General features: G+C 58.6%; 17 protein-coding genes, 3 tRNA genes and 1 riboswitch. Of the genes, 5 read left to right on the forward strand and 15 right to left on the reverse strand.

Going from position 1 to position 23,262, the window contains the following annotated elements; genetic code table 11:
- Positions 1-130: 130 nt before the first annotated feature.
- Entirely contained in the window at positions 131-457 is a 327-nt protein-coding gene (locus KGB18_RS27425; RefSeq protein WP_003178899.1) for an Arc family DNA-binding protein, read from the forward strand.
- Positions 458-560: 103 nt separating this feature from the next.
- Here KGB18_RS27425 and mgtE read toward each other — a convergent pair whose 3' ends face one another.
- Positions 561-2,003: a magnesium transporter gene (gene mgtE / locus KGB18_RS27430; RefSeq protein ID WP_052966531.1), complete on the reverse strand. Its 1,443-nt coding sequence runs from the start codon at positions 2,001-2,003 to the stop codon at positions 561-563.
- A gap of 321 nt (positions 2,004-2,324) precedes the next feature.
- On the opposite strand from mgtE, the gene KGB18_RS27435 reads away from it, so the two are divergent.
- Positions 2,325-2,840, forward strand: a complete 516-nt coding sequence (locus tag KGB18_RS27435; RefSeq protein ID WP_223570807.1) for a cell envelope protein SmpA — start codon at positions 2,325-2,327, stop codon at positions 2,838-2,840.
- A 19-nt stretch (positions 2,841-2,859) separates the two neighbouring features.
- Here the strand turns inward: KGB18_RS27435 and KGB18_RS27440 are convergent.
- The 7 genes from KGB18_RS27440 to ltaE all read right to left on the reverse strand — a co-directional run bounded on the left by KGB18_RS27440 (position 2,860) and on the right by ltaE (position 8,828).
- A tRNA-Arg gene (locus KGB18_RS27440) sits at positions 2,860-2,936 on the reverse strand.
- A gap of 71 nt (positions 2,937-3,007) precedes the next feature.
- Positions 3,008-3,084: transfer RNA gene (locus KGB18_RS27445), tRNA-Arg, on the reverse strand.
- A gap of 108 nt (positions 3,085-3,192) precedes the next feature.
- Positions 3,193-3,283, reverse strand: a tRNA-Ser gene (locus KGB18_RS27450).
- A 62-nt stretch (positions 3,284-3,345) separates the two neighbouring features.
- A complete protein-coding gene (csrA, locus tag KGB18_RS27455; protein WP_002554426.1) occupies positions 3,346-3,534 on the reverse strand; it encodes a carbon storage regulator CsrA in 189 nt (62 codons plus the stop codon).
- Positions 3,535-3,720: 186 nt separating this feature from the next.
- The gene (locus KGB18_RS27460) at positions 3,721-4,962 is read right to left on the reverse strand and encodes an aspartate kinase (RefSeq protein WP_123721864.1); all 1,242 of its coding nucleotides are present in this window, start codon (positions 4,960-4,962) and stop codon (positions 3,721-3,723) included.
- Between the two features lie 90 nt (positions 4,963-5,052).
- Positions 5,053-7,677 carry an alanine--tRNA ligase gene (alaS, locus tag KGB18_RS27465; RefSeq protein ID WP_223570808.1) on the reverse strand — a complete coding sequence of 875 codons (2,625 nt, stop codon included), beginning with the start codon at positions 7,675-7,677 and terminating at the stop codon, positions 5,053-5,055.
- A 146-nt stretch (positions 7,678-7,823) separates the two neighbouring features.
- The gene (ltaE, locus tag KGB18_RS27470; RefSeq protein ID WP_223570809.1) at positions 7,824-8,828 is read right to left on the reverse strand and encodes a low-specificity L-threonine aldolase; all 1,005 of its coding nucleotides are present in this window, start codon (positions 8,826-8,828) and stop codon (positions 7,824-7,826) included.
- Here ltaE and KGB18_RS27475 point away from each other — a divergent pair.
- A complete protein-coding gene (locus KGB18_RS27475; protein ID WP_223570810.1) occupies positions 8,827-8,979 on the forward strand; it encodes a hypothetical protein in 153 nt (50 codons plus the stop codon). The two genes, ltaE and KGB18_RS27475, sit on opposite strands and share 2 nt — an antisense overlap.
- Positions 8,980-9,024: 45 nt before the next feature.
- Positions 9,025-9,195, forward strand: a riboswitch (FMN riboswitch).
- Positions 9,196-9,310: 115 nt separating this feature from the next.
- Positions 9,311-9,820 carry a 6,7-dimethyl-8-ribityllumazine synthase gene (locus tag KGB18_RS27480; protein WP_019582888.1) on the forward strand — a complete coding sequence of 170 codons (510 nt, stop codon included), beginning with the start codon at positions 9,311-9,313 and terminating at the stop codon, positions 9,818-9,820.
- A gap of 127 nt (positions 9,821-9,947) precedes the next feature.
- On the opposite strand, the gene astE is transcribed toward KGB18_RS27480, so the two are convergent.
- From astE to KGB18_RS27515, 7 genes are all read right to left on the reverse strand, one after another.
- Positions 9,948-10,958, reverse strand: a complete 1,011-nt coding sequence (gene astE, locus KGB18_RS27485; protein WP_223570811.1) for a succinylglutamate desuccinylase — start codon at positions 10,956-10,958, stop codon at positions 9,948-9,950.
- Between the two features lie 12 nt (positions 10,959-10,970).
- Positions 10,971-11,261: a hypothetical protein gene (locus tag KGB18_RS27490; protein WP_030131779.1), complete on the reverse strand. Its 291-nt coding sequence runs from the start codon at positions 11,259-11,261 to the stop codon at positions 10,971-10,973.
- Between the two features lie 20 nt (positions 11,262-11,281).
- Positions 11,282-12,628 (reverse strand): N-succinylarginine dihydrolase, encoded by a 1,347-nt coding sequence (gene astB / locus KGB18_RS27495; RefSeq protein ID WP_223570812.1) that lies wholly within the window; start codon positions 12,626-12,628, stop codon positions 11,282-11,284.
- A 166-nt stretch (positions 12,629-12,794) separates the two neighbouring features.
- Positions 12,795-14,264 carry a succinylglutamate-semialdehyde dehydrogenase gene (astD, locus tag KGB18_RS27500; RefSeq protein WP_187326465.1) on the reverse strand — a complete coding sequence of 490 codons (1,470 nt, stop codon included), beginning with the start codon at positions 14,262-14,264 and terminating at the stop codon, positions 12,795-12,797.
- Positions 14,261-15,286 (reverse strand): arginine N-succinyltransferase, encoded by a 1,026-nt coding sequence (astA, locus tag KGB18_RS27505; RefSeq protein WP_095051595.1) that lies wholly within the window; start codon positions 15,284-15,286, stop codon positions 14,261-14,263. The genes astD and astA overlap by 4 nt, the downstream gene beginning before the upstream one ends.
- An 87-nt stretch (positions 15,287-15,373) precedes the next feature.
- Positions 15,374-16,393: an arginine/ornithine succinyltransferase subunit alpha gene (aruF, locus tag KGB18_RS27510; RefSeq protein WP_030131775.1), complete on the reverse strand. Its 1,020-nt coding sequence runs from the start codon at positions 16,391-16,393 to the stop codon at positions 15,374-15,376.
- A 275-nt stretch (positions 16,394-16,668) separates the two neighbouring features.
- Complete coding sequence (locus KGB18_RS27515; RefSeq protein ID WP_123721870.1) at positions 16,669-17,889, reverse strand: aspartate aminotransferase family protein; 1,221 nt, start codon at positions 17,887-17,889, stop codon at positions 16,669-16,671.
- 304 nt (positions 17,890-18,193) lie between these two features.
- On the opposite strand from KGB18_RS27515, the gene KGB18_RS27520 reads away from it, so the two are divergent.
- A complete protein-coding gene (locus KGB18_RS27520; RefSeq protein ID WP_317850987.1) occupies positions 18,194-23,239 on the forward strand; it encodes a dermonecrotic toxin domain-containing protein in 5,046 nt (1,681 codons plus the stop codon).
- The last annotated feature ends 23 nt before the right edge of the window (positions 23,240-23,262 follow it).

Below are 23,262 nucleotides of genomic sequence, written 5' to 3' on the forward strand. Positions count from 1 at the left end.
ATCTGGCTAATTTGAGGCATGATGCGCGCCTCTATCAATTCAGGTTGAACATTTGGCCGGAGTGCTTGTCCTATCTGACATCCTGCGGCCTATCCCGAGAACCGCTCCCCTGAACTAACCGGTTAAATATATGCGCCCATTGAAACAGGCAATTTATTCCAGCCGTACGGCTGACAAGTTCGTCGTACGTCTGCCAGACGGAATGCGTGAACGCATTGCCGAGGTGGCTCGCAATCATCATCGCAGCATGAACTCCGAAATCATCGCGCGCCTTGAGCAGAGTCTTATTCAGGAAGGCGCGTTGGGTGAAGAATTGAGCATGCGCCTGGACAGCCCCGAGCTGTCATTGCATGAACGCGAACTGCTGCAACGCTTCCGCCAACTCTCCCACCGTCAGCAAAACGCTCTGGTTTCGCTGATCGCCCATGACGCCGAAATGGCCGCAGACGCTTCCTGATTCATCCCGAAAGCTCAAGCCAGCGTAATTGCTGGCTTTTTTTTGCCTGAAATCTGGCTAAAAAAAACCCGCCGATCAGGCGGGTTGTTTTTGAAGCAGGACGTTAAAGCAGGAAAATCGTTGCCAGCCCGAGGAAGATGAAAAAGCCACCGCTGTCAGTCATGGCAGTGATCATCACACTGGCGCCCATTGCCGGGTCGCGCCCAAGCCTCGCCAGGGTCATCGGAATCAAAACCCCCATCAATGCCGCAAGCAACAGGTTAAGCGTCATGGCGGCGGTCATCACCACGCCCAGGGACCAACTGCCATAAAGCAGATAAGCCACCACACCAATCACGCCGCCCCAGACCAAACCATTGATCAAACCAACCGCCAACTCCTTGCGCATCAGCCGCGACGTATTGCCGGTACTGACCTGGTCCAGCGCCATGGCCCGAACGATCATGGTGATCGTCTGGTTACCCGAGTTGCCACCAATACCGGCAACGATCGGCATCAATGCCGCAAGTGCTACCAGTTTCTCGATAGAGCCCTCGAACAGGCCGATCACCCGGGATGCAATGAACGCGGTAATCAGGTTCACCGCCAGCCAAGCCCAACGGTTACGCAGGGATTTCCAGACTGACGCAAAAATATCTTCTTCTTCACGCAGACCCGCCATGTTGAGAACTTCGTTTTCGCTCTCTTCACGAATCAGGTCGACCATTTCATCGATGGTCAGACGACCGATCAGCTTGCCGTTCTTGTCGACCACGGGGGCCGAGATCAAGTCATAACGTTCGAATGCTTGAGCGGCCTCGTAAGCGTCTTCGTCCGGATGAAAACTCACCGGGTCGCTGGCCATGACTTCCGAAACTTGCTTTTCCGGGTCGTTGACCAGCAGACGCTTGATCGGCAACACGCCCTTGAGCACGCCGTCGTAATCGACCACGAACAGTTTGTCGGTGTGGCTCGGCAGCTCCTTGAGACGGCGCAGGTAGCGCAAAACCACTTCGAGACTGACATCCTCACGGATGGTCACCATCTCGAAGTCCATCAGCGCACCGACCTGCTCCTCGTCATAGGACAACGCGGAGCGGACGCGCTCACGCTGTTGACCATCGAGGGTTTCCATCAGCTCGTGGACGACGTCTCGCGGCAGCTCGGAGGCCAGGTCAGCGAGTTCGTCGGCATCCATGTCCTTGGCCGCTGCCAGGAGCTCGTGATCGTCCATGTCGGCGATCAGGGTTTCACGAACCGAATCGGATACTTCGAGCAGAATGTCGCCGTCGCGATCGGCCTTGACCAATTGCCAGACGGTCAGACGATCGTCCAGTGGCAAGGCTTCAAGAATGTAGGCAACGTCGGCGGAGTGCAGATCATCGAGCTTGCGCTGCAACTCGACGAGGTTTTGCCGGTGAACCAGGTTCTCGACCCGGTCGTGATGCGGACCTTCCTGGCGATGAGTCAGGTCTTCGACCACCCGCTGGCGCTGCAGCAGCTCAACGACTTGAGCGAGGCGGTCCTGCAAGCTTTCCTGCGTTTTCTTTACTTCAACTTCAGACATAGGCGAACTCCACTCCCAGCAGCGGGGCACGCCGGAAGGATCAATCAGTCAATTCATGATTGTAGAAACGGGGTACTGAGTAACTACTGGGTAAGTCCATGGAGGTATTCCACAAGCCCCGGCGGGGCTGACGGGCGCAATGATAACACCGCCTGACGGTTTTAAACGTTAAAAAATCGCGGCTGAAACAAGTGCTTGCGAGACAAACTTGAGCGCCATCCTGATCCATAAAACTGCGACGACTTATCCTGAAAAGAAAACACACTGCCGCCTGAAAATGTAATGACTACCCTTGATGGAGACCGTCATGGAGGACGTCGAATGCCATCGATTGCTCGTTATTTACTTGCCGCCCTGCTCTGCCTGCCGCCCCAGGCGCTCGCCACGACCGTTCACCGGTGCGAAGCCGCCAATGGGCACATTACCTTCACGACCTTGAGTTGCACGGCTGGAGAAAGCCTCTCACTTCAGGACGTACACACGTTTTTGCCGGGCAGCGCGACGCCCTTGATGCCAGAAGCAGAGTTTCGCGAAACACCTGGTACGAAACTCCAAAGGAGAGAGCCGACGATCGTTGGTCAGTCCGAGGGTAAATGTGGAGATCTGCTCAGCGCGAAAGAACGCCGCATAGCGATCATCAATCAGCGGGTCGTGGCCGGCATGAGTCAGCAGGACGTCGAAAGCGCTCTCGGCAAGCCAGACAAGATCAACACCCGCAATTCAGCCACAACCTATCGCTATGACAACAAGCGAGGGCGCAGTGCTCATATCGAGTTCGACGAGAAAGGCTGTACCAAAGGAAAAGCCAAATCGCAGACGGCAAAAAGCCCGCGTTAAACGCGGGCTTTTTGGTGTTTGGTGCACTCGACAGGATTCGAACCTGTGACCGCTCGGTTCGTAGCCGAGTACTCTATCCAGCTGAGCTACGAGTGCATTTGTGTTTTTATACCAGATCACAACTGGTTGAAGCCAAGTTATTCACATTACTGCAAACAACTCTTAAATGGTGCACTCGACAGGATTCGAACCTGTGACCGCTCGGTTCGTAGCCGAGTACTCTATCCAGCTGAGCTACGAGTGCATTTGTTGCCGCGCATTATAGGCCGTTGAATCTTTTTGTAAAGCGCTTTTTTCTAGTAATTTCAACAACTTACCGAAGAAGCCAGATTACAACGTACTACGCAAATAATGGCGGAGAACGGGGGATTCGAACCCCCGACACCCTTTTGAGGTGTACTCCCTTAGCAGGGGAGCGCCTTCGGCCACTCGGCCAGCTCTCCGCAACACGGGGCGTATCTTAACCAACCTTTTCCCCGTTTGCAAACATAAAAAACGATAAAAATTAATGGCTTGGTTCTTCGTCCTTCTCTTTCTTTATACGCAGGTAAATTTCTTCACGGTGCACAGCAACCTCTTTCGGGGCGTTGACACCGATACGCACTTGATTTCCTTTAACGCCGAGCACGGTCACAGTGATTTCGCCATCACCAATAATCAGGCTTTCTGCGCACCGACGAGTCAGAATCAGCATACCTTTCTCCTCACGCATTTCATTTCAGGGACAACAGTCTGCAAAAAAAAGGCATTCGACCTACAACCAGAACGATCGCAGCCCTACATGCCTGAGTATTGACTAGCGCGGGCAAAAGAACAGCTTTGGGCCGCGCCATTCAAAAAAACAAAGGGCGCGGTCAGACCGCGCCCTTCGGGAAACGCATTACTCGCCCTGTCGGGCCGGCGCATCCAGTTCGAAAGCCGTGTGCAGAGCGCGCACAGCCAGCTCCAGGTACTTCTCTTCGATCACCACGGATACTTTGATTTCCGACGTCGAGATCATCTGGATGTTGATGCTCTCTTTCGCCAGCGATTCGAACATACGGCTGGCCACGCCCGCATGGGAGCGCATGCCGACGCCGACGATCGAGACCTTGGCAATCTTGGTGTCGCCAATGACTTCACGGGCACCGATCTCGCGAGCAGTGTTTTCCAGCACGGTTTGCGCCGCCTGGAAGTCATTGCGGTGCACGGTGAAGGTGAAGTCGGTGGTGTTATCGTGCGCAACGTTTTGCACGATCATGTCGACTTCGATGTTCGCGGCACTGATCGGGCCGAGAATCTTGAACGCCACGCCCGGGGTGTCTGGCACGCCACGGATGGTCAGCTTGGCTTCATCGCGGTTGAAAGCGATGCCGGAAATGATCGGCTGTTCCATGGTTTCCTCTTCATCAATAGTAATGAGGGTGCCCGGACCCTCCTTGAAGCTGTGCAGTACGCGCAGCGGAACGTTGTACTTGCCGGCGAATTCCACCGCACGGATCTGCAACACCTTGGAACCGAGGCTGGCCATTTCCAGCATCTCTTCAAAGGTGATCTTGTCCAGACGCTGAGCCACGGACACTACACGCGGATCGGTGGTGTAGACGCCGTCGACGTCGGTGTAGATCTGGCATTCGTCAGCCTTCAGGGCTGCCGCCAGCGCCACGCCGGTGGTGTCGGAACCGCCACGACCGAGGGTGGTGATATTGCCGTGCTCGTCGACGCCCTGGAAACCGGCGACAACCACCACACGACCGGCCTTCAGGTCACCGCGAATCTTCTGGTCATCAATCTGCAAGATACGCGCTTTATTGTGCGCGCTATCCGTCAGAATCCGTACCTGGTTGCCGGTGTACGACACCGCTGGCACGCCACGCTTGATGAGCGCCATGGCCAACAGTGCAATCGTCACCTGCTCACCGGTGGAAACGATCACATCCAGTTCGCGAGGAACCGGCTGACTGTCGCCACTGATTTGCTTGGCCAGATCGATCAGACGGTTGGTTTCGCCGCTCATTGCAGACAGCACAACCACCAGGTCATCGCCCGCATCGCGGAATTTCTTAACCTTGTCGGCGACCTGCTCGATTCTCTCGACAGTGCCGACTGAGGTGCCTCCAAATTTCTGTACGATCAAAGCCATTTCAAAGCCGCCTCTGCCCATGAAGGGCGCCCAATAATCACTCAAACAGCGTTCTGGCCCGCCACTAGACCGCGGGCCAGGCACACTGCCTTATAAACCCTGCTCTACAAATGGAACAGTCAGGGCCAATGCGGCATCCAGTGCGCCAGCGTCAATACCACCGCCCTGCGCCATGTCTGGACGACCACCGCCCTTCCCGCCCACTGCCGCAGCAGCCTGCTTCATTAAATCACCGGCTTTGAGTTGGCCAGTCAGGTCTTTGGTCACGCCTGCAACCAGAACGACCTTTTCCTCATGGACACTGCCGAGCAGGATCACTGCGCGGCCGAGTTTGTTTTTCAGTTGATCGACCAGCGCCAGCAGCGCCTTGCCATCCTGACCGTCCAGACGCACGGCCAGCACTTTCACGCCTTTGACGTCCAGGGCAGAAGCCGACAGATCGTCGCCCGCCGCACTGGCCGCCTTGGCTTGCAACTGCTCGAGTTGCTTCTCCAGCAGACGGTTGCGCTCCAGCACAGCCGACAGCTTGTCGATCAGGTTATCGCGGCTGCCCTTGACCAGGTTGGCCGCTTCCTTGAGTTGTTCTTCAGCCGCGTTCAAGTAAGCCAGCGCTGCTGCGCCGGTCACTGCCTCGATACGACGCACACCGGAGGCCACACCGCCTTCGCTGATGATTTTCAGCAGGCCGATGTCGCCGGTACGGTTGGCGTGAATACCGCCGCACAGCTCGACGGAGAAATCGCCGCCCATGCTCAGCACGCGGACGCTGTCGCCGTACTTCTCGCCGAACAGCGCCATGGCGCCTTTCTGCTTGGCGGTTTCGATGTCGGTTTCTTCGGTTTCAACTTCAGAGTTCTTGCGAATCTCGGCGTTGACGATGTCTTCCAGCGCTTTCAGCTGTTCAGGCTTGATCGCTTCGAAGTGGCTGAAGTCAAAGCGTAGACGCTGACTGTCAACCAACGAGCCTTTCTGCTGAACATGCTCGCCCAGTACCTGGCGCAATGCGGCGTGCAGCAAGTGAGTGGCGGAGTGGTTCAGCGAAGTCGCGTGGCGCACTTCGGCATCGACATGAGTCTCCACCGGAGCACCCACGATCAGGCTGCCAGATGCCAACACACCGTGATGCAGGAACGCACCACCGGTCTTGGTTGTGTCACGCACGTCAAAACGCGAAGCACCAGCCTGCAGGAAGCCGCAGTCACCGATCTGACCGCCCGACTCAGCATAGAATGGGGTCTGATTGAGAACGACCACGCCCTCTTCGCCTTCGCTCAGTACGTCAACCGATTGCCCGTCTTTATAGAGAGCAACGATTTTGGCGGAACCACTATGAGCGGTGTAACCGGTGAACTCAGTGGCCACATCAACCTTGACCAGACTGTTGTAGTCCATGCCGAAGGAGCTGGCGGAGCGAGCACGGACGCGCTGGGCTTCCATTTCGCGCTCGAAGCCTTCTTCGTCGATGGTCAGGCTGCGCTCGCGAGCGATGTCGCCGGTCAGGTCCATCGGGAAGCCGTAAGTGTCGTAGAGCTTGAACACCACATCGCCCGGCACCACGTCGCCTTTGAGTTCGGCCAGATCCTGCTCGAGGATCTTCAGGCCCTGTTCCAGGGTCTTGGCGAACTGCTCTTCTTCAGCTTTCAGGACGCGCTCGATGTGCGCCTGTTGGGATTTCAGCTCTGGGAACGCTTCGCCCATCTCGGCGACCAGGGCCGCAACGATCTGGTAGAAGAAGCTGCCCTTGGCGCCCAGCTTGTTACCGTGACGGCAAGCGCGACGAATGATCCGGCGCAGCACGTAACCGCGACCTTCGTTGGACGGCAGCACGCCATCGGCAACCAGGAAGCCGCACGAACGAATGTGGTCAGCCACGACTTTCAGCGAAGCCTGAGCGTCGTTGGTGCAACCGATGGCTTTGGCCGATGCGGTCAGCAGGCTCTGGAACAGGTCGATTTCATAGTTCGAGTGAACGTGCTGCAGCACGGCACTGATCCGCTCCAGGCCCATGCCGGTGTCCACCGACGGCGCTGGCAACGGGTGCAACACGCCATCGGCGGTGCGGTTGAACTGCATGAACACGTTGTTCCAGATCTCGATGTAACGGTCGCCGTCTTCTTCCGGCGAGCCCGGTGGGCCACCCCAGATGTCGGCGCCGTGATCATAGAAAATCTCGGTGCAAGGACCGCACGGGCCGGTATCGCCCATGGTCCAGAAGTTATCGGACGCGTACGGCGCGCCTTTGTTGTCGCCGATGCGAACCATGCGCTCGGCTGGCACGCCGATGTCTTTGGTCCAGATGTCGTACGCCTCGTCATCGCTGGCGTAGACGGTGACCCAGAGCTTTTCTTTCGGCAGGTTCAGCCACTTCTCGGAGGTCAGGAAGTTCCAGGCGTAGGTGATGGCGTCACGCTTGAAATAATCACCGAAGCTGAAGTTACCCAGCATTTCGAAGAAGGTGTGGTGGCGGGCGGTATAACCGACGTTTTCCAGGTCGTTGTGCTTGCCGCCGGCGCGCACGCATTTCTGGCTGCTTACAGCGCGGGTGTACGCGCGCTTTTCCTGGCCCAGAAAGCAGTCCTTGAACTGGTTCATCCCCGCGTTAGTGAACAGCAGGGTTGGGTCGTTGCCCGGAATCAAAGAGCTGGAGGCTACACGGGTGTGGCCTTGCTCTTCGAAGAAGCGAAGGAAGGCTTCACGGATTTCTGCGCTTTTCATTAGGTTCTTCCACGGAGGCTGCGGCCAAAGGCCTGTGCGAAACGTCAACAGACGAAGCGACGGCAAAGGGCCGCATTATATCGGCGTTAGTGACTAGGTACAGTGTGTTTGTACGATACAAACAGTCAATTGGACGGCTAACACGCTCAGTTGTGAGAAAAGTCGGCAAATGTGGCGACGACTTGCTCGATTTGCGCACGAGTGACGTCCATGTGCGTGACCATTCGCAGACGACCGGCAGCGCTGAGTTTGATCCCGCGTGTCGCCGCGAAGGCCTTGATCGCTTCGGCCTTTTCGCCCATCTGCACGTAAACCATATTGGTCTGCACCGGCTCGACCTGATAGCCCGCCGCACGCAGGCCTTCGGCCAGCATTTGTGCGTTGGCATGATCATCTGCCAGGCGCTGAATATTGTTATCCAGCGCATAAAGCCCTGCCGCGGCGAGAATCCCGGCCTGGCGCATGCCGCCGCCGACCATCTTGCGCAGACGTCGCGCCTTGGCAATCAACTCGACCGAGCCGCATAGCACCGAACCAATCGGCGCGCCCAGGCCTTTGGACAGGCAGACCGAAACCGAATCGAAATGCTGAGTGATCTCCCGGGCGTCGACACCCAACTTGACCGCCGCGTTGTAGAGCCGCGCGCCATCCAGATGCAGCGCCAGGCCGTTTTCATGAGTGAAACGGCGTGCCCGGGCCAGATACTCCAGCGGCAGAACCTTGCCCTGCATGGTGTTTTCCAGCGCCAGCAAACGGGTGCGGGCGAAGTGGAAGTCATCCGGCTTGATCGCGGCGGCGACCTGCCCCAGGTCCAGCGAACCGTCGGCCTGCACTTCCAGCGGCTGCGGCTGGATCGAGCCGAGCACTGCCGCGCCACCACCTTCGTACTTATAGGTGTGAGCCTGTTGTCCGACAATGTATTCGTCACCGCGATCGCAGTGGGCCATCAGGCCCAGCAAGTTGCTCATGGTGCCCGTCGGGACAAACAGCGTCTCGGCAAAACCCAACTGATTTGCAAGCTCGGCTTCCAGTCGGTTGACCGTCGGATCTTCGCCATAAACGTCGTCACCGGTGGCCGCATTGGCCATCGCGTCGAGCATCCCTGCGGTCGGTTGGGTGACGGTGTCGCTGCGAAGATCGATAACGCTCATGAATCTGGCCTCGGTAAGCAGGGAAAATCCCTTTTGGATTGGATTTACTGCGGTCATGTCGGCGAATAATCAAGCCTTGTTCCAGGAAAAGGCTGGTTATGCCAACGAAAAAGTCGATAACAATCATCAGATGGCAGCAATGCACAGGTGAGAAATATGTGTTAAAAACGCTTCGCCGCCAAACAATCTGGCGGCAAAACGTTCTCAGGGCGGGGTGCAACTCCCCACCGGCGGTAATTGCGCGCAATGCGCATAGCCCGCGAGCGCTTGGCGACAGGCACGGCAATGGCTGTGATGGCGGTAAGGTCAGCAGACCCGGTGTGATCCCGGGGCCGACGGTCATAGTCCGGATGAAGAGAGAACGGGATTGGCGCCGCCTAGGCTCTATACCAAAGCGCCGTCCGCAGGCATTTGTGCCTGCGTACCCTTAAATCCCATTCGATTCATAACGCCCTGTTTTTCACACAAACAGGAGTCAGAACATGCAACCCACCGCAATCGATAGCAAAAGCAAAAACCATCAGGGCGAGCGCGTCGCGTTCATCCAGGCCTGCTGGCACAAGGAAATCGTCGATCAGAGCCGTAAAGGCTTCGTCGCCGAAATGATTGCTCAGGGTTATCAGGAGTCAGACATCGATTTCTTCGAAGTCGGCGGCGCCTTTGAAATTCCGCTGCACGCCAAACTGCTGGCCAAGTCAGGCCGCTATGCCGGCATCGTCGCGGCGGGCCTGGTGGTCGACGGCGGCATCTATCGCCACGAATTCGTCGCCCAGTCGGTAATCAGCGGCCTGATGCAGGTTCAGCTGGAAACTGAAGTGCCAGTGTTCTCGGTGGTTTTGACCCCGCACCACTTCCATGCCGGCGAAGAACATCAGAAGTTCTTCTTCGAGCATTTCGTGCATAAAGGTCAGGAAGCGGCGAAGACTTGCGCGGATACGCTGCACAAGACTCGCGCATTGCGTCGCAGTGAGCCACGCGCGGTAGCGGTTTAAACACAAAACCTGTGGGAGCGGGCTTGCCCGCGATAGCAGTGTGTCAGTCACCCTATTATCGACAGACAGTCCGTTATCGCGGGCAAGCCCGCTCCCACAAGGATTTATGTCGAGCCAAAGATCATAGTCAGGCCAGGTTTTCGTCGGTGGTCGGCACGATCAGGATGCCGGCGCGCAGGCCGTTCTTGACCCTGGGGTTCGGGAAGATGATCCGGGCGCCCTTCTCTTCGATGACCCAGCGGGTATTGGCGATATCCTCGGCCAGCACATAACCCACTTTCAACTCCGAAAAGTTTTCGATATCTGCCGGCAGGTTCAGGCGGAAGCTATCGCTGTGCTTGATGACTTCCCGCGCAACGCTGAACAACTGCAAGCCATCCAGCCCTTCGTCGGTCATTGGCGGCTCAGTGCCTGAGATGATCTGCTTCAGGCGGGTTTCAAGAAGGTCGACGTTGACCCCATCGTTCTGCCCGAACGGCCGGGCCTTGCCCAGTTCCAGGGTGAAGGACTCGGCATCGAGCTTGTCGTAGGTGTAGGAGCTGAAGACGATGGAGGGTTTGTTCTGCAGCAGCACTGCTTCCATGCCGGCGGCGCGCAAGCGAGCCAGTTCCTGGCGTGAATGCTGACGACCTTCTTTCCAGGGATACAGGGCGAACTGCTCGATTTTCGAGCCACGGATCGCCGTGTGCAGGTCGTAATGCAGGCGATTGCGGTCCGGCAGGCTGAAGAAAGTCGCCGCCAGCCGCTCCAGTTCACAAGCGCGCAAGGCCTCGGAACCGCTGGTTTGTTCGTGACGGCCGTTGAACAGCCGATTGACGTCCTGCTCGATAAAACGCTCGCCGCGGCGGATAGCCTCGGGGTTGCCGAACAGAAACAGAATACGTGCGCGCGGCTTCAAGTCACCGCGGGCGATGTCATGCAACAGACGATCGAGCAGCTCGATCGGCGCTGTTTCGTTGCCATGGATGCCAGCCGAGAGCAGCAGGTCCAGGCCATTGTCGCGAGCTTCAGGTGGCCGGACTTCCAGCGCACCTTCGCTCAACCAGCGCATCCGCACGCCTTCGACAGTCAGTTGAGTCTTCTCCGCCGGTTCGCGGCCGGCGAGGGTCAGTTCAAGCAGTTTGCCGAGGGCGAGCATAGAGCGGTTTCCTTAGTGGTCGTGATTGCAATCCGGGCCGTGTACGTGGTCCTCATCATCACCGACTTCAGCCGGTTCCATTTCCAGTTGCAGACTTACCAGATTAGTCGCCAATGGGCGCAGCAGCAGGTTTGCGTATTCAGCGTCACCTTCTTCGACGTCTACGCCGATCAGCAACTGGCCGCGGCCGTCCTGCTGGATCCACAGCTCTTTGCCTTGCCACATGACCGCGACGCGGGTGCAGGAAGTTTCCAGTTGCGTGCCGTCGGTGTCTTCAAGGATCAGCTGCAGGGTATCGCTCATGTGTTTTACGCTCTCGACGTTCAATTGATCTGGAATGGATAAACCGCGCCCAGTTTAAGGATTTGCGTCAGTTCATCCAGTGCCGTCCGGCACTCAAGCAGCAATTGCGGGTCCGCGAGATCGTTTTCGGTCATGCGGTCGCGGTAGTGCTTGTCGACCCATTCGGTCAACGTGCCGTACAACGGTGCCGTCATGATAACCCCTTGGTTGACGGCCGCCAGTTCGGTTTCGTTAAGTGCGACGCGTAACCGCAGGCAAGCCGGGCCACCACCGTTCTGCATGCTCTGCTTGAGATCGAAAACTTTCACTTCGCGGATCAGGCCGCCAGAGCTCGTCAGGCCTTGCAGGTACTGCCAGACACGCTCGTTGCCACGGCATTCTTCCGGCACGATCAATAGCATGGAGCCGTCAGGACGCGACAGCAGCTGGCTATTGAACAGGTAGGAACGAACGGCGTCTTCTACGGTGACCGCGGAACGCGGTACGCAGATCGACTGAAATTTCCCACCGGTTTTTGCGAGTTTGCCGTGCAGTTCAGCGAGCATCTGCTCGGTGTCGAGGAAGGCATCCTCGTGATAGAACAGCACCTCGCCGTTACCCACCGCGATCACGTCGTTGTGGAACACACCCTGATCGATCACCGAAGGGTTCTGCTGGGCATAGACCACGCCGTCATCGCTCAGACCGTGCAGACGCGCGACCGCCTGGGACGCTTCGAGGGTCTGGCGCGCCGGATATTTCTGCGGCGACGGGTAACGGGTGTCGAACGCGCTGCGGCCGAACACGAAAAACTCGACGCCGGCCTCACCGTAGTCACGGCAGAAACGGGTGTGGTTGGCCGCGCCTTCGTCACCGAACTGCGCCACGGCCGGCAAAGCGGCGTGGTGAGCGAAGTGCTTCTGATCGGCGAACATCGCCCCCAGTACACGGCTAGTGGTCGGGTGTTCGATGCTGCGGTGGTATTTGCAGTTGAGGTTGGCGGCGGTGAAATGCACGCGGCCATCCGCGGTGTCGGCGCTCGGGCTGACCGTGGCGGCGTTGGCCACCCACATGCTCGACGCCGAGCAACTGGCAACCAGCAGCGGCATGGCATCTTTGGCGGCGCTCTCGATCACCTGAGCATCGGTACCGCTGAAACCCAGGCGGCGCAGTGCGGCTACGTCCGGACGTTCTTGTGGCGCCAAAACGCCTTGCTGAAAGCCCATCTCCATCAGTGCTTTCATCTTCGCCAGGCCTTGCAGCGCGGCTTCCTTCGGGTTCGAAGACTGCTGACTGTTGCTCTGGGACGCGACGTTGCCGTAGGACAGGCCGCCGTAGTTATGGGTCGGCCCCACTAGACCGTCAAAATTGACTTCATAGGATTTCATCAGCGAGGCTCCACGAGAATCTGTTGTTATAGGCATCAGTAACTAACTGTTCAGTGCGACCAAGTCGCGGCCATCGCGGGCAAGCCCGTTCCCACAGGTTCGGAGGTGTTCACAAATTTTGTGTTCCTCTCAATCACTGTGGGAGCGGGCTTGCCCGCAATTGGCGTTAAGCCATCTTCACGCCAGGCGTCAAAGCAGCAGGCAACACCAAGTTCGGGGTTTCCAGCGAGGCCACCGGGTACGCGCAGTAATCTGCGGCGTAGTAGGCGCTGGCGCGATGGTTACCCGATGCGCCGACACCGCCGAATGGCGCGCTGCTCGCCGCACCGGTCAGCTGCTTGTTCCAGTTGACGATACCGGCCCGGCTTTCCAGCCAGAACTGCTGATAACGCGCTTCGGAATCCGACAGCAGACCGGCCGCCAGGCCATAGTCAGTGTCGTTGGCTTCAGCGATCGCCGCTTCAAAATCAGCGTAGCGGATCACTTGCAGCAGCGGACCGAACAGTTCTTCGTCCGGGCGATCGGCAACCGCCGTCACGTCCAGAATGCCAGGGGTCAGCAACGCTGCCTGGGCCTGAGGCTGAGTCATTTCCAACAGCGCCACTGCGCCATTGGCCAGCAGATGTTCTTGCGCATCCATCAGCGCTTTCGCAGCGCCGAGGGAAATCACCGAGCCCATGAACGGCGCCGGTTGCTGGTCGAACGCACCGACTTCAATCGTCGAGCTGACCGCCACCAGACGCGCCAGCAGCGTATCGCCCCAGGCGCCTTGCGGCACCAGCAAGCGGCGGGCACAGGTGCAACGCTGACCGGCAGAAATGAATGCCGACTGAATGATGGTGTAAACGGCGGCATCGAGGTCCGCCACCTGATCCACCACCAATGGATTGTTGCCGCCCATTTCCAACGCGAGGATCTTGTCTGGACGACCGGCAAACTGCTGGTGCAAGTGATTGCCGGTACGGCTGGAACCGGTGAAAAACAGGCCGTCGATGCCCGGGTTCGCCGCCAGGGCGATACCGGTTTCGCGAGCGCCTTGCAGCAGGTTCAGCACACCGGCCGGCAGACCGGCTTCGATCCAGCACTTGACCGTCAGCTCGGCAACTTTCGGGGTCAGCTCACTCGGCTTGAACAGCACACTGTTACCGGCCAGCAACGCCGGCACAATGTGACCGTTCGGCAAATGGCCGGGGAAGTTGTAAGGACCAAACACTGCCACCACACCGTGGGGTTTGTGGCGCAACACCGCAGTGGCGTCGCCCAACGGGCCGCTCTTCTCGCCGGTACGTTCGCGGTAGCTCTGCACCGAGATGGCAATCTTGTTGACCATGCTGGTGACTTCAGTCGCCGCTTCCCACAGGGGTTTACCGGTTTCTTCGCCGATGGTGCGAGCGAGCTCGTCAGCGTGATTCTTCAGCGCAGCGGCAAAGGCTTCCAGCACGCTGATGCGTTCTTCCAGGGTACGGCGAGCCCAGCCCGGGAACGCCTGACGCGCAGCTTGCACAGCCGACTCGACCTGACCGGCCGTGGCGCCTTCGCCGGCCCACAGCACTTGCTGGGTCACCGGGTTTACCGATTGAAAGCTTTCACCCTGACCAGCCAGCCATTCACCGGCGATGTATAGCGAATTCATTATTTCGACTCCCGAGCAGCAGACAACGGAACGGCGCGCACTTGATCGCCGGCGTTGAGTTGAAGACGTTTGGCAGTCAGCGGATCGACCACCAAAGTGCCGGCGGCGAAGCGTGCTGGCGCGGCAGTGATCCGGCAGTCTTCGCGCTTGCGGTTATGAATCAGGAACGGCGTGGCATCGTCACCCGGAGTGCCGATGGCCAGCACCAGCGCCTGGCTGTCGCGTACTGCGCGGATCTTGGTGGTTTCGCATTCCACCGCAGGGCCGGCATCGAAGATGTCGACGTAGCCTTGGTAGCTGAAGCCTTCGCTCTTGAGCATCGACAGCGCCGGCTCGGTGTCCGGGTGAACCTGGCCGATCACGTTGCGCGCATCTGGCGACAGGAAGCAGGTGTACAGCGGGAATTTCGGCATCAGTTCGGCGATGAACGCCTTGTTGCCCACGCCGGTGAGGTAATCAGCCTGGCTGAATTCCATCTTGAAGAAGTGCCGACCCAGGCTTTCCCAGAACGGCGAACGCCCGGCGTCATCGGACACACCGCGCATTTCGGCGATGATCTTGTTGCCGAACAGTTGCGGAAACTCAGCAATGAACAGCATCCGCGCCTTGGCCAGCATGCGACCGTTGAGGCCAGTGCGGAAATCGGCGTGCAGGAACAGCGAGCACAACTCGGAATTGCCGGTCAGATCGTTGGCCAGGAACAGCGTCGGAATTTCGCGATAGATGTTCAGCTCTTGCGAGGCGCTGACGGTCAGGCCTACGCGGAAGTTGTACCAAGGCTCACGCAGGCCAACGGCGCCGGCGATGGCGGAAATGCCCACCACGCGGCCGTTGTCGTCCTCGAGCACGAACAGGTAGTCCGCGTCGCCCCGCCCGGCTTCGCCGCGGAAGGTCTTCTCGGCCCAGCCGACCCGATGGGCCAGACGCTCTTCGTTGGCCGGCAAGGTGGTCAGGCCGGTGCCGGTGCTGCGGGCCAGGTCGATCAGAGCGGGTAAATCGCTGCTGCGTACGGGACGAACGATCATGCTATCTCCTCAAACGGGCCGCTTGAGCCACCCGTGAAACTCGCTGCTTTACTCAGCATTCACTCTTTATAGGCATAGCAGCAGGCGTTAAACCGCCACCAGGCGCACGCTGGCACCTTCACCGACGCCCAAGGCTTCGGCGGCTTCCAGATCCAGGGTCACAGGCTTGCCCGGCGCGTAATCGAGCTCAAGCAAAACGGCGCGGTAATCCTGCAACTGGGCATTGGCCACCAGATATTGACGACCGGCGCCCTTGACCGGCTCACCGATTTTCACCGGGACTACACGGCTCTGGGCGATCGAACGGATCCCCGAGACGCGGGCGTGCAGGGTTGGGCCGCCGTCGAAAATGTCGATGTAATGATCGGTCTCGAAGCCTTCGCGCATCAGGATGTCGAAGGTGATCTGCGCCCGTGGGTGCACCTGGCCCATCGCCTCTTGAGCAGAATCCGGCAGCAATGGCACGTAGATCGGGTAATGCGGCATCAGCTCGGCCAGGAACGTGCGGCTTTTCAGGCCACACAAACGCTCGGCAGCGGCGTAGTTGAGGTCGAAGAAGTTGCGACCGATGGCATCCCAGAACGGTGAGTCGCCATTTTCGTCGCTGTAACCGACGATCTCGGTCACCACCGAATCGGCAAAGCGTTCCGGGTGGCTGGCCACGAACAACAGGCGACCACGGGAATTGAGCTCAGCCCAAGGCGAACCCACCAACTCGCGCTGCACGTAGAAACTGGTCAGCAGACTGTTGCCGGTCAGGTCGTGGCACTGCGAGAGCACGTGGATCTTGTTGTGAATCTTCAGCTCGCGGGAGGCGTGGACGAAGGTTTCATTACGGAAACTGTAGAACGGCTCGGAATAACCGGCCGATGCCACGATTGCCGAACAGCCGGCCAGCTTGCCGGTGGCCGTATCTTCGAGGACGAAGAAATAGCTCTCTTCACCGTTGAAGCTGACTTCGGCAGCGAACGAGGCTTCGCTTGCGGCGATCTTGTCGCTCAGGCGTTCAACGTCATCCGGCAAGGAAGTGACACCAATCGGGCTGTCCGCAGCCAGACGCTGTACCTCGCCCAGATCAGCCATTTGCGCGGGGCGCATCACCAGCATGGTGTCACTCCTTTCTCGAAAAAATTCATTAGAAAAATGCCCGGCTCATGTGGGAGCGGGCTTGTGTGGCGAGGGGGCTTGCCCCCGTTGGGGTGCGAAGCGCCCCTAAAAGCAGTCGCCACGATCTTGAATCAGAAAGTGGTGACCGATTTACGATTGCTTCGCAACCGAACGGGGGCAAGCCCCCTCGCCACACAAGCCCGCTCCCACATTGACTGTGCCCGGCACATAAAAATTGGTTCGACGCCTGAACAGTTCAGGCGTCGAAGGGACTATCAGGCTTGCGTCAGTTTCGCCGCTGCGCGTTCGAAACGGTCGAGACCGGCATCGATATCGGCGTCTTCAACCACCAGGCTTGGCGCGAAACGAATCACGTCCGGGCCGGCTTGCAGAATCATCAGGCCTTCACGCTCGGCGGCGTTGAAGATGTCTTTGGCCTTGCCTTTCCAGGCATCGTTCAGCACGCAACCGAGCAGCAGGCCCAGACCGCGGACTTCAGTGAAGAGGCCGTACTTCTCGCCGATCTGCTCAAGACGGGTCTTGAACTTGTCATGCTTGGCATTGACGCCGCTCAGCACTTCAGGCGTGTTGATCACATCGATCACCGCTTCAGCGACAGCGCACGCCAGCGGGTTGCCGCCATACGTGGTGCCGTGGGTGCCGACGACCAGGTGTTTGGCCAGGTCTTCGGTGGTCAGCATCGCTGCAATCGGGAAACCGCCGCCCAGGCTCTTGGCGCTGGTCAGGATGTCCGGGGTCACGCCGTAATGCTGATAGGCGAACAGCTTGCCGCTGCGGCCCATGCCAGTCTGAACTTCGTCGAAAACCAGCAGCGCGTTATGCGCATCGCACAGTTCACGAGCACCTTGCAGGTAAGACAGCTCGGCCGGCAGTACGCCGCCTTCGCCCTGGATCGGCTCCAGAACCACCGCGCACGTCTTGTCGGAAACAGCGGCTTTCAGCGCGGCCAGATCGTTGTAAGGCACGTGGGTGATGCCAGTGATCTTCGGACCGAAGCCGTCGGAGTACTTCGACTGGCCACCGACGTTCACGGTGAACAGGGTACGGCCGTGGAAGCTGTTGAGCGCGGCAACGATTTCGTACTTCTCGGTACCGAAACGGTCGTGGGCCACGCGACGGGCCAGCTTGAAGGCGGCCTCGTTGGCTTCGGCGCCAGAGTTGCAGAAGAACACGCGCTCGGCAAAAGTGGCGTCGACCAGCTTATGGGCCAGGCGCAAGGCCGGCTCATTGGTGAACACGTTGGACACGTGCCACAGCTTGTTCGCTTGCTCGGTCAATGCAGCGACCAGCGCCGGATGCGCATGGCCCAATACGTTAACGGCAATCCCGCCGGCGAAGTCGATCAGCTCGCGGCCAGACTGGTCCCAAACACGGGAACCGGCACCACGCACAGGAATGAAAGCGGCTGGCGCGTAGTTGGGAACCATTACCTGGTCAAAATCGGCGCGTTCTACCGCAGCGTGCTCAACGGACATCGGAGTCTCCTGAAGAGGAACACTCGCCTGAAACTGGCGAGCGATGGGGGGATTGTAAGGACAGTTTTCAGCCCGGCCTTGCCGCCAAGCGACAACTTCTTATAGCGCGAACACAGGTTTTGCCCGGGTTTACGGCAATGCGACAAATAGCGTCGCAAAGGCGCAGTTTAAACTGCCTGCAGGGTTTGCGGCAGGTTGCGAGGATCTTACTCATCCGGATTTTGCGGTGGCGGTATATATGTACCGCACGTCGCTGGCGCTCATGGTGTTTTCTGAAGCCTTCTTAACGCCAACGGCAACCTTCATGAGCCTTATTAACGAAAATCCGGACGCTATCGATCTCGATCCGATGCCCCCCTTCAGCAGGGATACCCATTACCAGCATCTGGTGAGCGTCATCCCCCACTGGCTGACGCAGGCGACTCCGCAAAAGCGTGAAGCCTTGAGCAAGGCCAAGCCTCGCCTGCCGGCCGGCCTCAACAACGCGTCCCGCAGCCAGCACGCCGAATTACGCACACTCAATGCCTTGCACTGGCAGGCACAGAACCGCGTCGATCAGTCCCTGGCCAAGGTGAAAAATGCCAAGGACTTTGCCGAACCATTGCTGGTTGCAGCGCTGAAGAAGCGCTTCGGCCTGGAGCTGGACGTCCACCAAACCTTTTTGCGTCTTTATATTCCCGCCCATATCCCGTGGCTACGGCTGAAATCGGGCGCGGCGCGCATCTGGACGGTGTCGCTGCTGGATGCCGCGCTGCACAACTTCGAAAGCAGCGAGACTGAGGACAACGCCTTTGAGCCCGCCTCGACCTACATCAGCGCGCCCTCCTCTGCAGGGCATTTCAATGAACTGCCGCACGTCCTGCTAAAAATGCCCATCACGGCATTCACCCAACTGTGCCGGGAACTGGATATTGGCGAACACCACAAAACCCACCTCGAAGAAAACCTGGGCATCAGCAATCCGGCGGTCGCGGCGACCCTGCAACCCAGCGTCCGCGACAGCCAGAAAACGGCCCTCACCACCGCCCTGCAAATGGCCTACATGCAAAACCAGCTTGGCGGCGATGTCCATCGCCTGATCCTTGGCTTACTCGACGGCCTGCAACATTTACGTCTGCGCGGACAGGCATGGGGCTGTCATGAACTGACAATAATGAACGCACGCCTGACTGGCATCGTGCTGTTTTCCCCGGATCTGGAACGTGAGCGTGAAGTGGCCCGAGTGGTGGCCTATATCCCCGATGATCCCGAACACCCGATCAAGGAATATGCCTCCTCCGGCGCATTCGCCCAGGAGTTGACCCGGCGTTTGCGCAGTCCTGACTATCAACAGTTCTTCAGCCGCTTTATCGATCATGAGGATCGCGGGCACTTCTTCGCTCAGTTAAGCGACCGACTTGTTCCCATCACCTGGCAACCGGTTCAACCTGGCGACCCACGCCCCACCTGGAGAGAACAACCAAGCCAGCGCGCCAACCTGCAAATGACGGCGACGCTGATCAAAGGCGATCTGTGGGTCCATCTCTATCAACGCAAACTCGACAAGATCCTCAACGATGCCCGAGTCATCGCGGTATCCACGGCGACGGTCGATCAGAAAGTCCGCTGGGCATTATGGGACTCCTTCACGGAAATCGCTTCGGCACTGCTAAACATCGCAGCCTTTGTCGCCCTGCCATTCGTGCCGTTCCTCGGCGAACTGATGCTGGCTTACATGGCGTACCAGTTACTGGACGAAACCTTCGAAAGCATCGTCGACTGGGCAGAAGGTCAGACGAGCGAAGCCTTCGAGCATTTCATGGGCGTGGTTGAGTCGGCCGTGCAACTGGGCACCTTTGCTGTCGGCGGCGTCGTGGCAGCGGCCGAGTTTCGCGCCGTGTTGCCGCGAGAAATCGTTCAGTTCATCGACCGCTTCCATTCGGTCAAAACGCCCCAGGGTGAAAGCCGCTACTGGAAGCCGGATCTGAGCACCTATGAACAGACCGGCACACTTCCTCAGGCTGCCAGACCCGATGAAATCGGGCTGTACCGTCACGACGGCAAAACCCTGTTGTCGCTGGACAATAAATCCTACGCCGTCAGCCAGGACACCGTGACCGGTGAGCACCGCATCGATCACCCGAGCCGTCCTGAAGCCTATAAGCCCGTACTCAAACACAATGGTGCCGGTGCCTGGCAGACCGAAATCGACCAGCCGTTGAGCTGGGATCAAGCCACCGTGCTGCGTCGCCTCGGCCCTGATATGGAACGGTTCGCACCCTCGGTGCGTGAGCGAATGCTGCAGATCAGCGGTTGCCACGAGAATGCCTTGCGCAAGATGCATGTGAATTCCAGTCAGATGCCTGCGCTGTTCGCCGACACACTGAAGCGGTTCAAGATCGATCAGGACATCCAGACCTTCATCGAGCTGATCGGCAGCGAGCAACCGACCGGCTACCTGAAAGCCGACCTCGTCACGCAACTGGAACTGCTTTGCGACAACAGCTACTGGCCTACTGACAAAGGATTGCGCGTGGTCGACAGCAAAGCACAAACCCTCTGGGAACGCGGAGCCGATGGCCAACCCATGGTCCAGATCAATCAGGCGCACCTCAGCAACGGCGACCTGATCAAAACGCTATTGCTGAACTTGGGAGAAACCGAAACCAGAACGCTGATGGGCGAACATTTCGGCACGCCCTCCCCCAGCTTGAGCACCCGCGCCCGCACGTTGCGCCGGACCTTGGCAACGCTCGCCGAGAGCAAGCGAGAAACCCTGTTCGACAATCGATACCGCCGACTCGATCGCGCCACCTCTGGGCTCACGCAAAAACTCATCGACGCCGAACACGGTTTGCCGAGCAGCGTGGCAGAAGCACTGCTGCAAACCGCCAGCGATCAAGAGCTGCAACAACTTGGACGCGGTATCTTGCCCAAACGCCTCGAACAGCTCACCCGTGAAGCCCAATTGCAAGTCAGGATCACCCGGGCTTATGAAGGCCTGGAGATTCCCTCAAGCGCCAACAACCCCGACACCGATCGACTGGCCCTGCACACCTTGCAGCGACTGCCAGGCTGGTCGGGACAAATACGCTTGGAAATCCGTGAATACGCCCATGGCGGACGCCTGCTCGACAGTGTCGGCAATGCCGATGCGCCGAGCCGCAAAGTGCTCGTTCTAAATGCGGATGGCAGTTATCAGGCGTTTGACGATGCCGGTCTTGAGCTCAGCGGCGCGAGCACGTTCTATCTGGATCTATTGCAGGCGCTGCCGGACAGCGAGCGCTCGGTACTCGGCATCCACATTGGCGAAGGTGAAAAACTCAAACGGCTGATTCGCACCCATGCCCTGAATCGCGAGGAACTGCACTCAGTCCTGGTGCAACACCCAATCCTGAAACCCACCTACGATCCGACCGTCATGCGTTTGCTCGGTGGCACGGAGGGCTATCATCGCGGCGTGTTCAGTGCGCCAACTTTACAGGCCTACGCCCATGAACTATTCCCGCACTTGTCACGCGAGGAACTGCAAACCTTTGTCGAACGCTTGCAACAGCACCCGAACGGCCCACGGGCAGAGCTGACCCGGCTCATGGCCGAACGCGCCCGACTCAGCAATGCCCTGCAACTCTGGCGCAACGAAATCCCACTGTTCATGCCGGATACCCAGATCAGAATCACCCCTGAACAATTCAGCATTCAACAGCGAAATCGCCGATTACTGGCAGACGAATTACTCGATTGCTGGCGACAACAAGCCACACCGCTCCATGGTGAGGACCCTCTGGTCGAATTCCGTTTTCCCCAACCAATACTGGGTGAATTTCCGGTACTCGGCGAGGGCTTCAGTCACGTGACAAGCCTGTCGCTGGACGGCCATAGCGCCACACGCGGGATGCATGATTTTTTGCGAGGATTCTCAGGCTTGCGTCGCCTGGCCTTGCGCGGCTTCAGGCTGAATCAGCTTCCGCAAGCCATTGTGCAATCGCCGAACCTCACCGAACTGATTCTCAGCGACTGCGCCATCACCCTCACACCAGAGAGCCACGCCACCCTGTCAACGCTGAACAAACTGGTGGTTCTGGATCTGTACAAAAACCCGCTGGGGTTCAACCCCACTGTCGAGAACATGCCGCAGCTAAGCTACATCGACGTATCGGACACCGGCATTTCCGGCCTCCCTCCCGGTTTGCTGACGCGCCCACACCTTCGAACTGCCCTGCTCAATGACAATCACATCCAGGAACTGCCCACCGCGCTTTTCGATCTCCCCACTGCCACCAGCGAGGGCGTCGACCTGGGCGGTAACCCGCTTTCGGCCGCCACTCGCGAACGCATAAAAATCCATTTCGGCCGTACGCGTCAGGACTTCGCCGTGTTTGCCGAACAGGCTGATATCAATCGGGTGCAGGCGCTGTACCCAGGCATGGACCAGGAAGAAGCCAGTGAGTTTATCTATCTGCAGCCTGGGACATTGGCCGACGGCAAAATGGCGATCACACGCCTGGAAACCGAATTCAACACCCTCAACAACGACCTGTCAGCCTGGACAGCAGACGTACCGGCGGTGCACCCGGTGAGCGGAGCCCCTTTCACCGCGCAAGAGTTGCTCAGCGAACATTCGATCAGGGATGAATTCAAACGGATTGTGGAACTTTGCTGGCGCCGGCAAACCGATCTGGACGATTTCAATCAGCAACTTCAACCCACCTACGAGCTGAGCCTGCCCACCATTATTATCGGTAACTTGCCGGCGCTGCGGGCCGACTTCAGTCACGTCTCGCTGCTGTATTTACACAGCGTTGTTGGACTGACCTCAGGGGCCGAGCGTTTTCTGGAGAGCTTTCCCCGTCTCAAGGGGCTGACCATTCGTAACTACCGGCAGCAGAATTTCCCCGAGCCGATTTCCAGGATGGGCGATTTGACCGCATTGTCGATGACCGATTGCCAACTCACCCTGACGGCGCAAAGTGCACTGGAACTGGCACAGATGGAGCGGCTTGATTATCTGGACCTGAGCGACAACCCGCTGGGTGCCACGCCAGACGTGAGCCAGATGCCTCGTCTCACGACCCTGTTGCTGAACAATACCGGCATCACTGAATTGCCGCCGGGCCTGTTGCGACTCAAATCCCTCGACACCGTGGATCTGAGTGAAAACGCGATCACCCACATACCCGCCGATATTCTGGAATTGCCGCGGGACGTCAGTGAGAGCATCAATCTGAGGGGCAATCCACTGTCAGAGGAAAGCGTACAAACGCTGATCAATTATTTCAGACTGACAGGCGTCGATTTCGGCGTCGATGCGGTCATTGATCAAGCGGAAATGGAGGTGTCGTCGTCCGAAGGCTCTGACGTCGATGAGTGATCGACGCCAGACTTAACGACGGA

The organism is Pseudomonas sp. BF-R-26, assembly GCF_019947395.1.
GTDB classification, from domain to species: Bacteria; Pseudomonadota; Gammaproteobacteria; order Pseudomonadales; family Pseudomonadaceae; genus Aquipseudomonas; species Aquipseudomonas farris.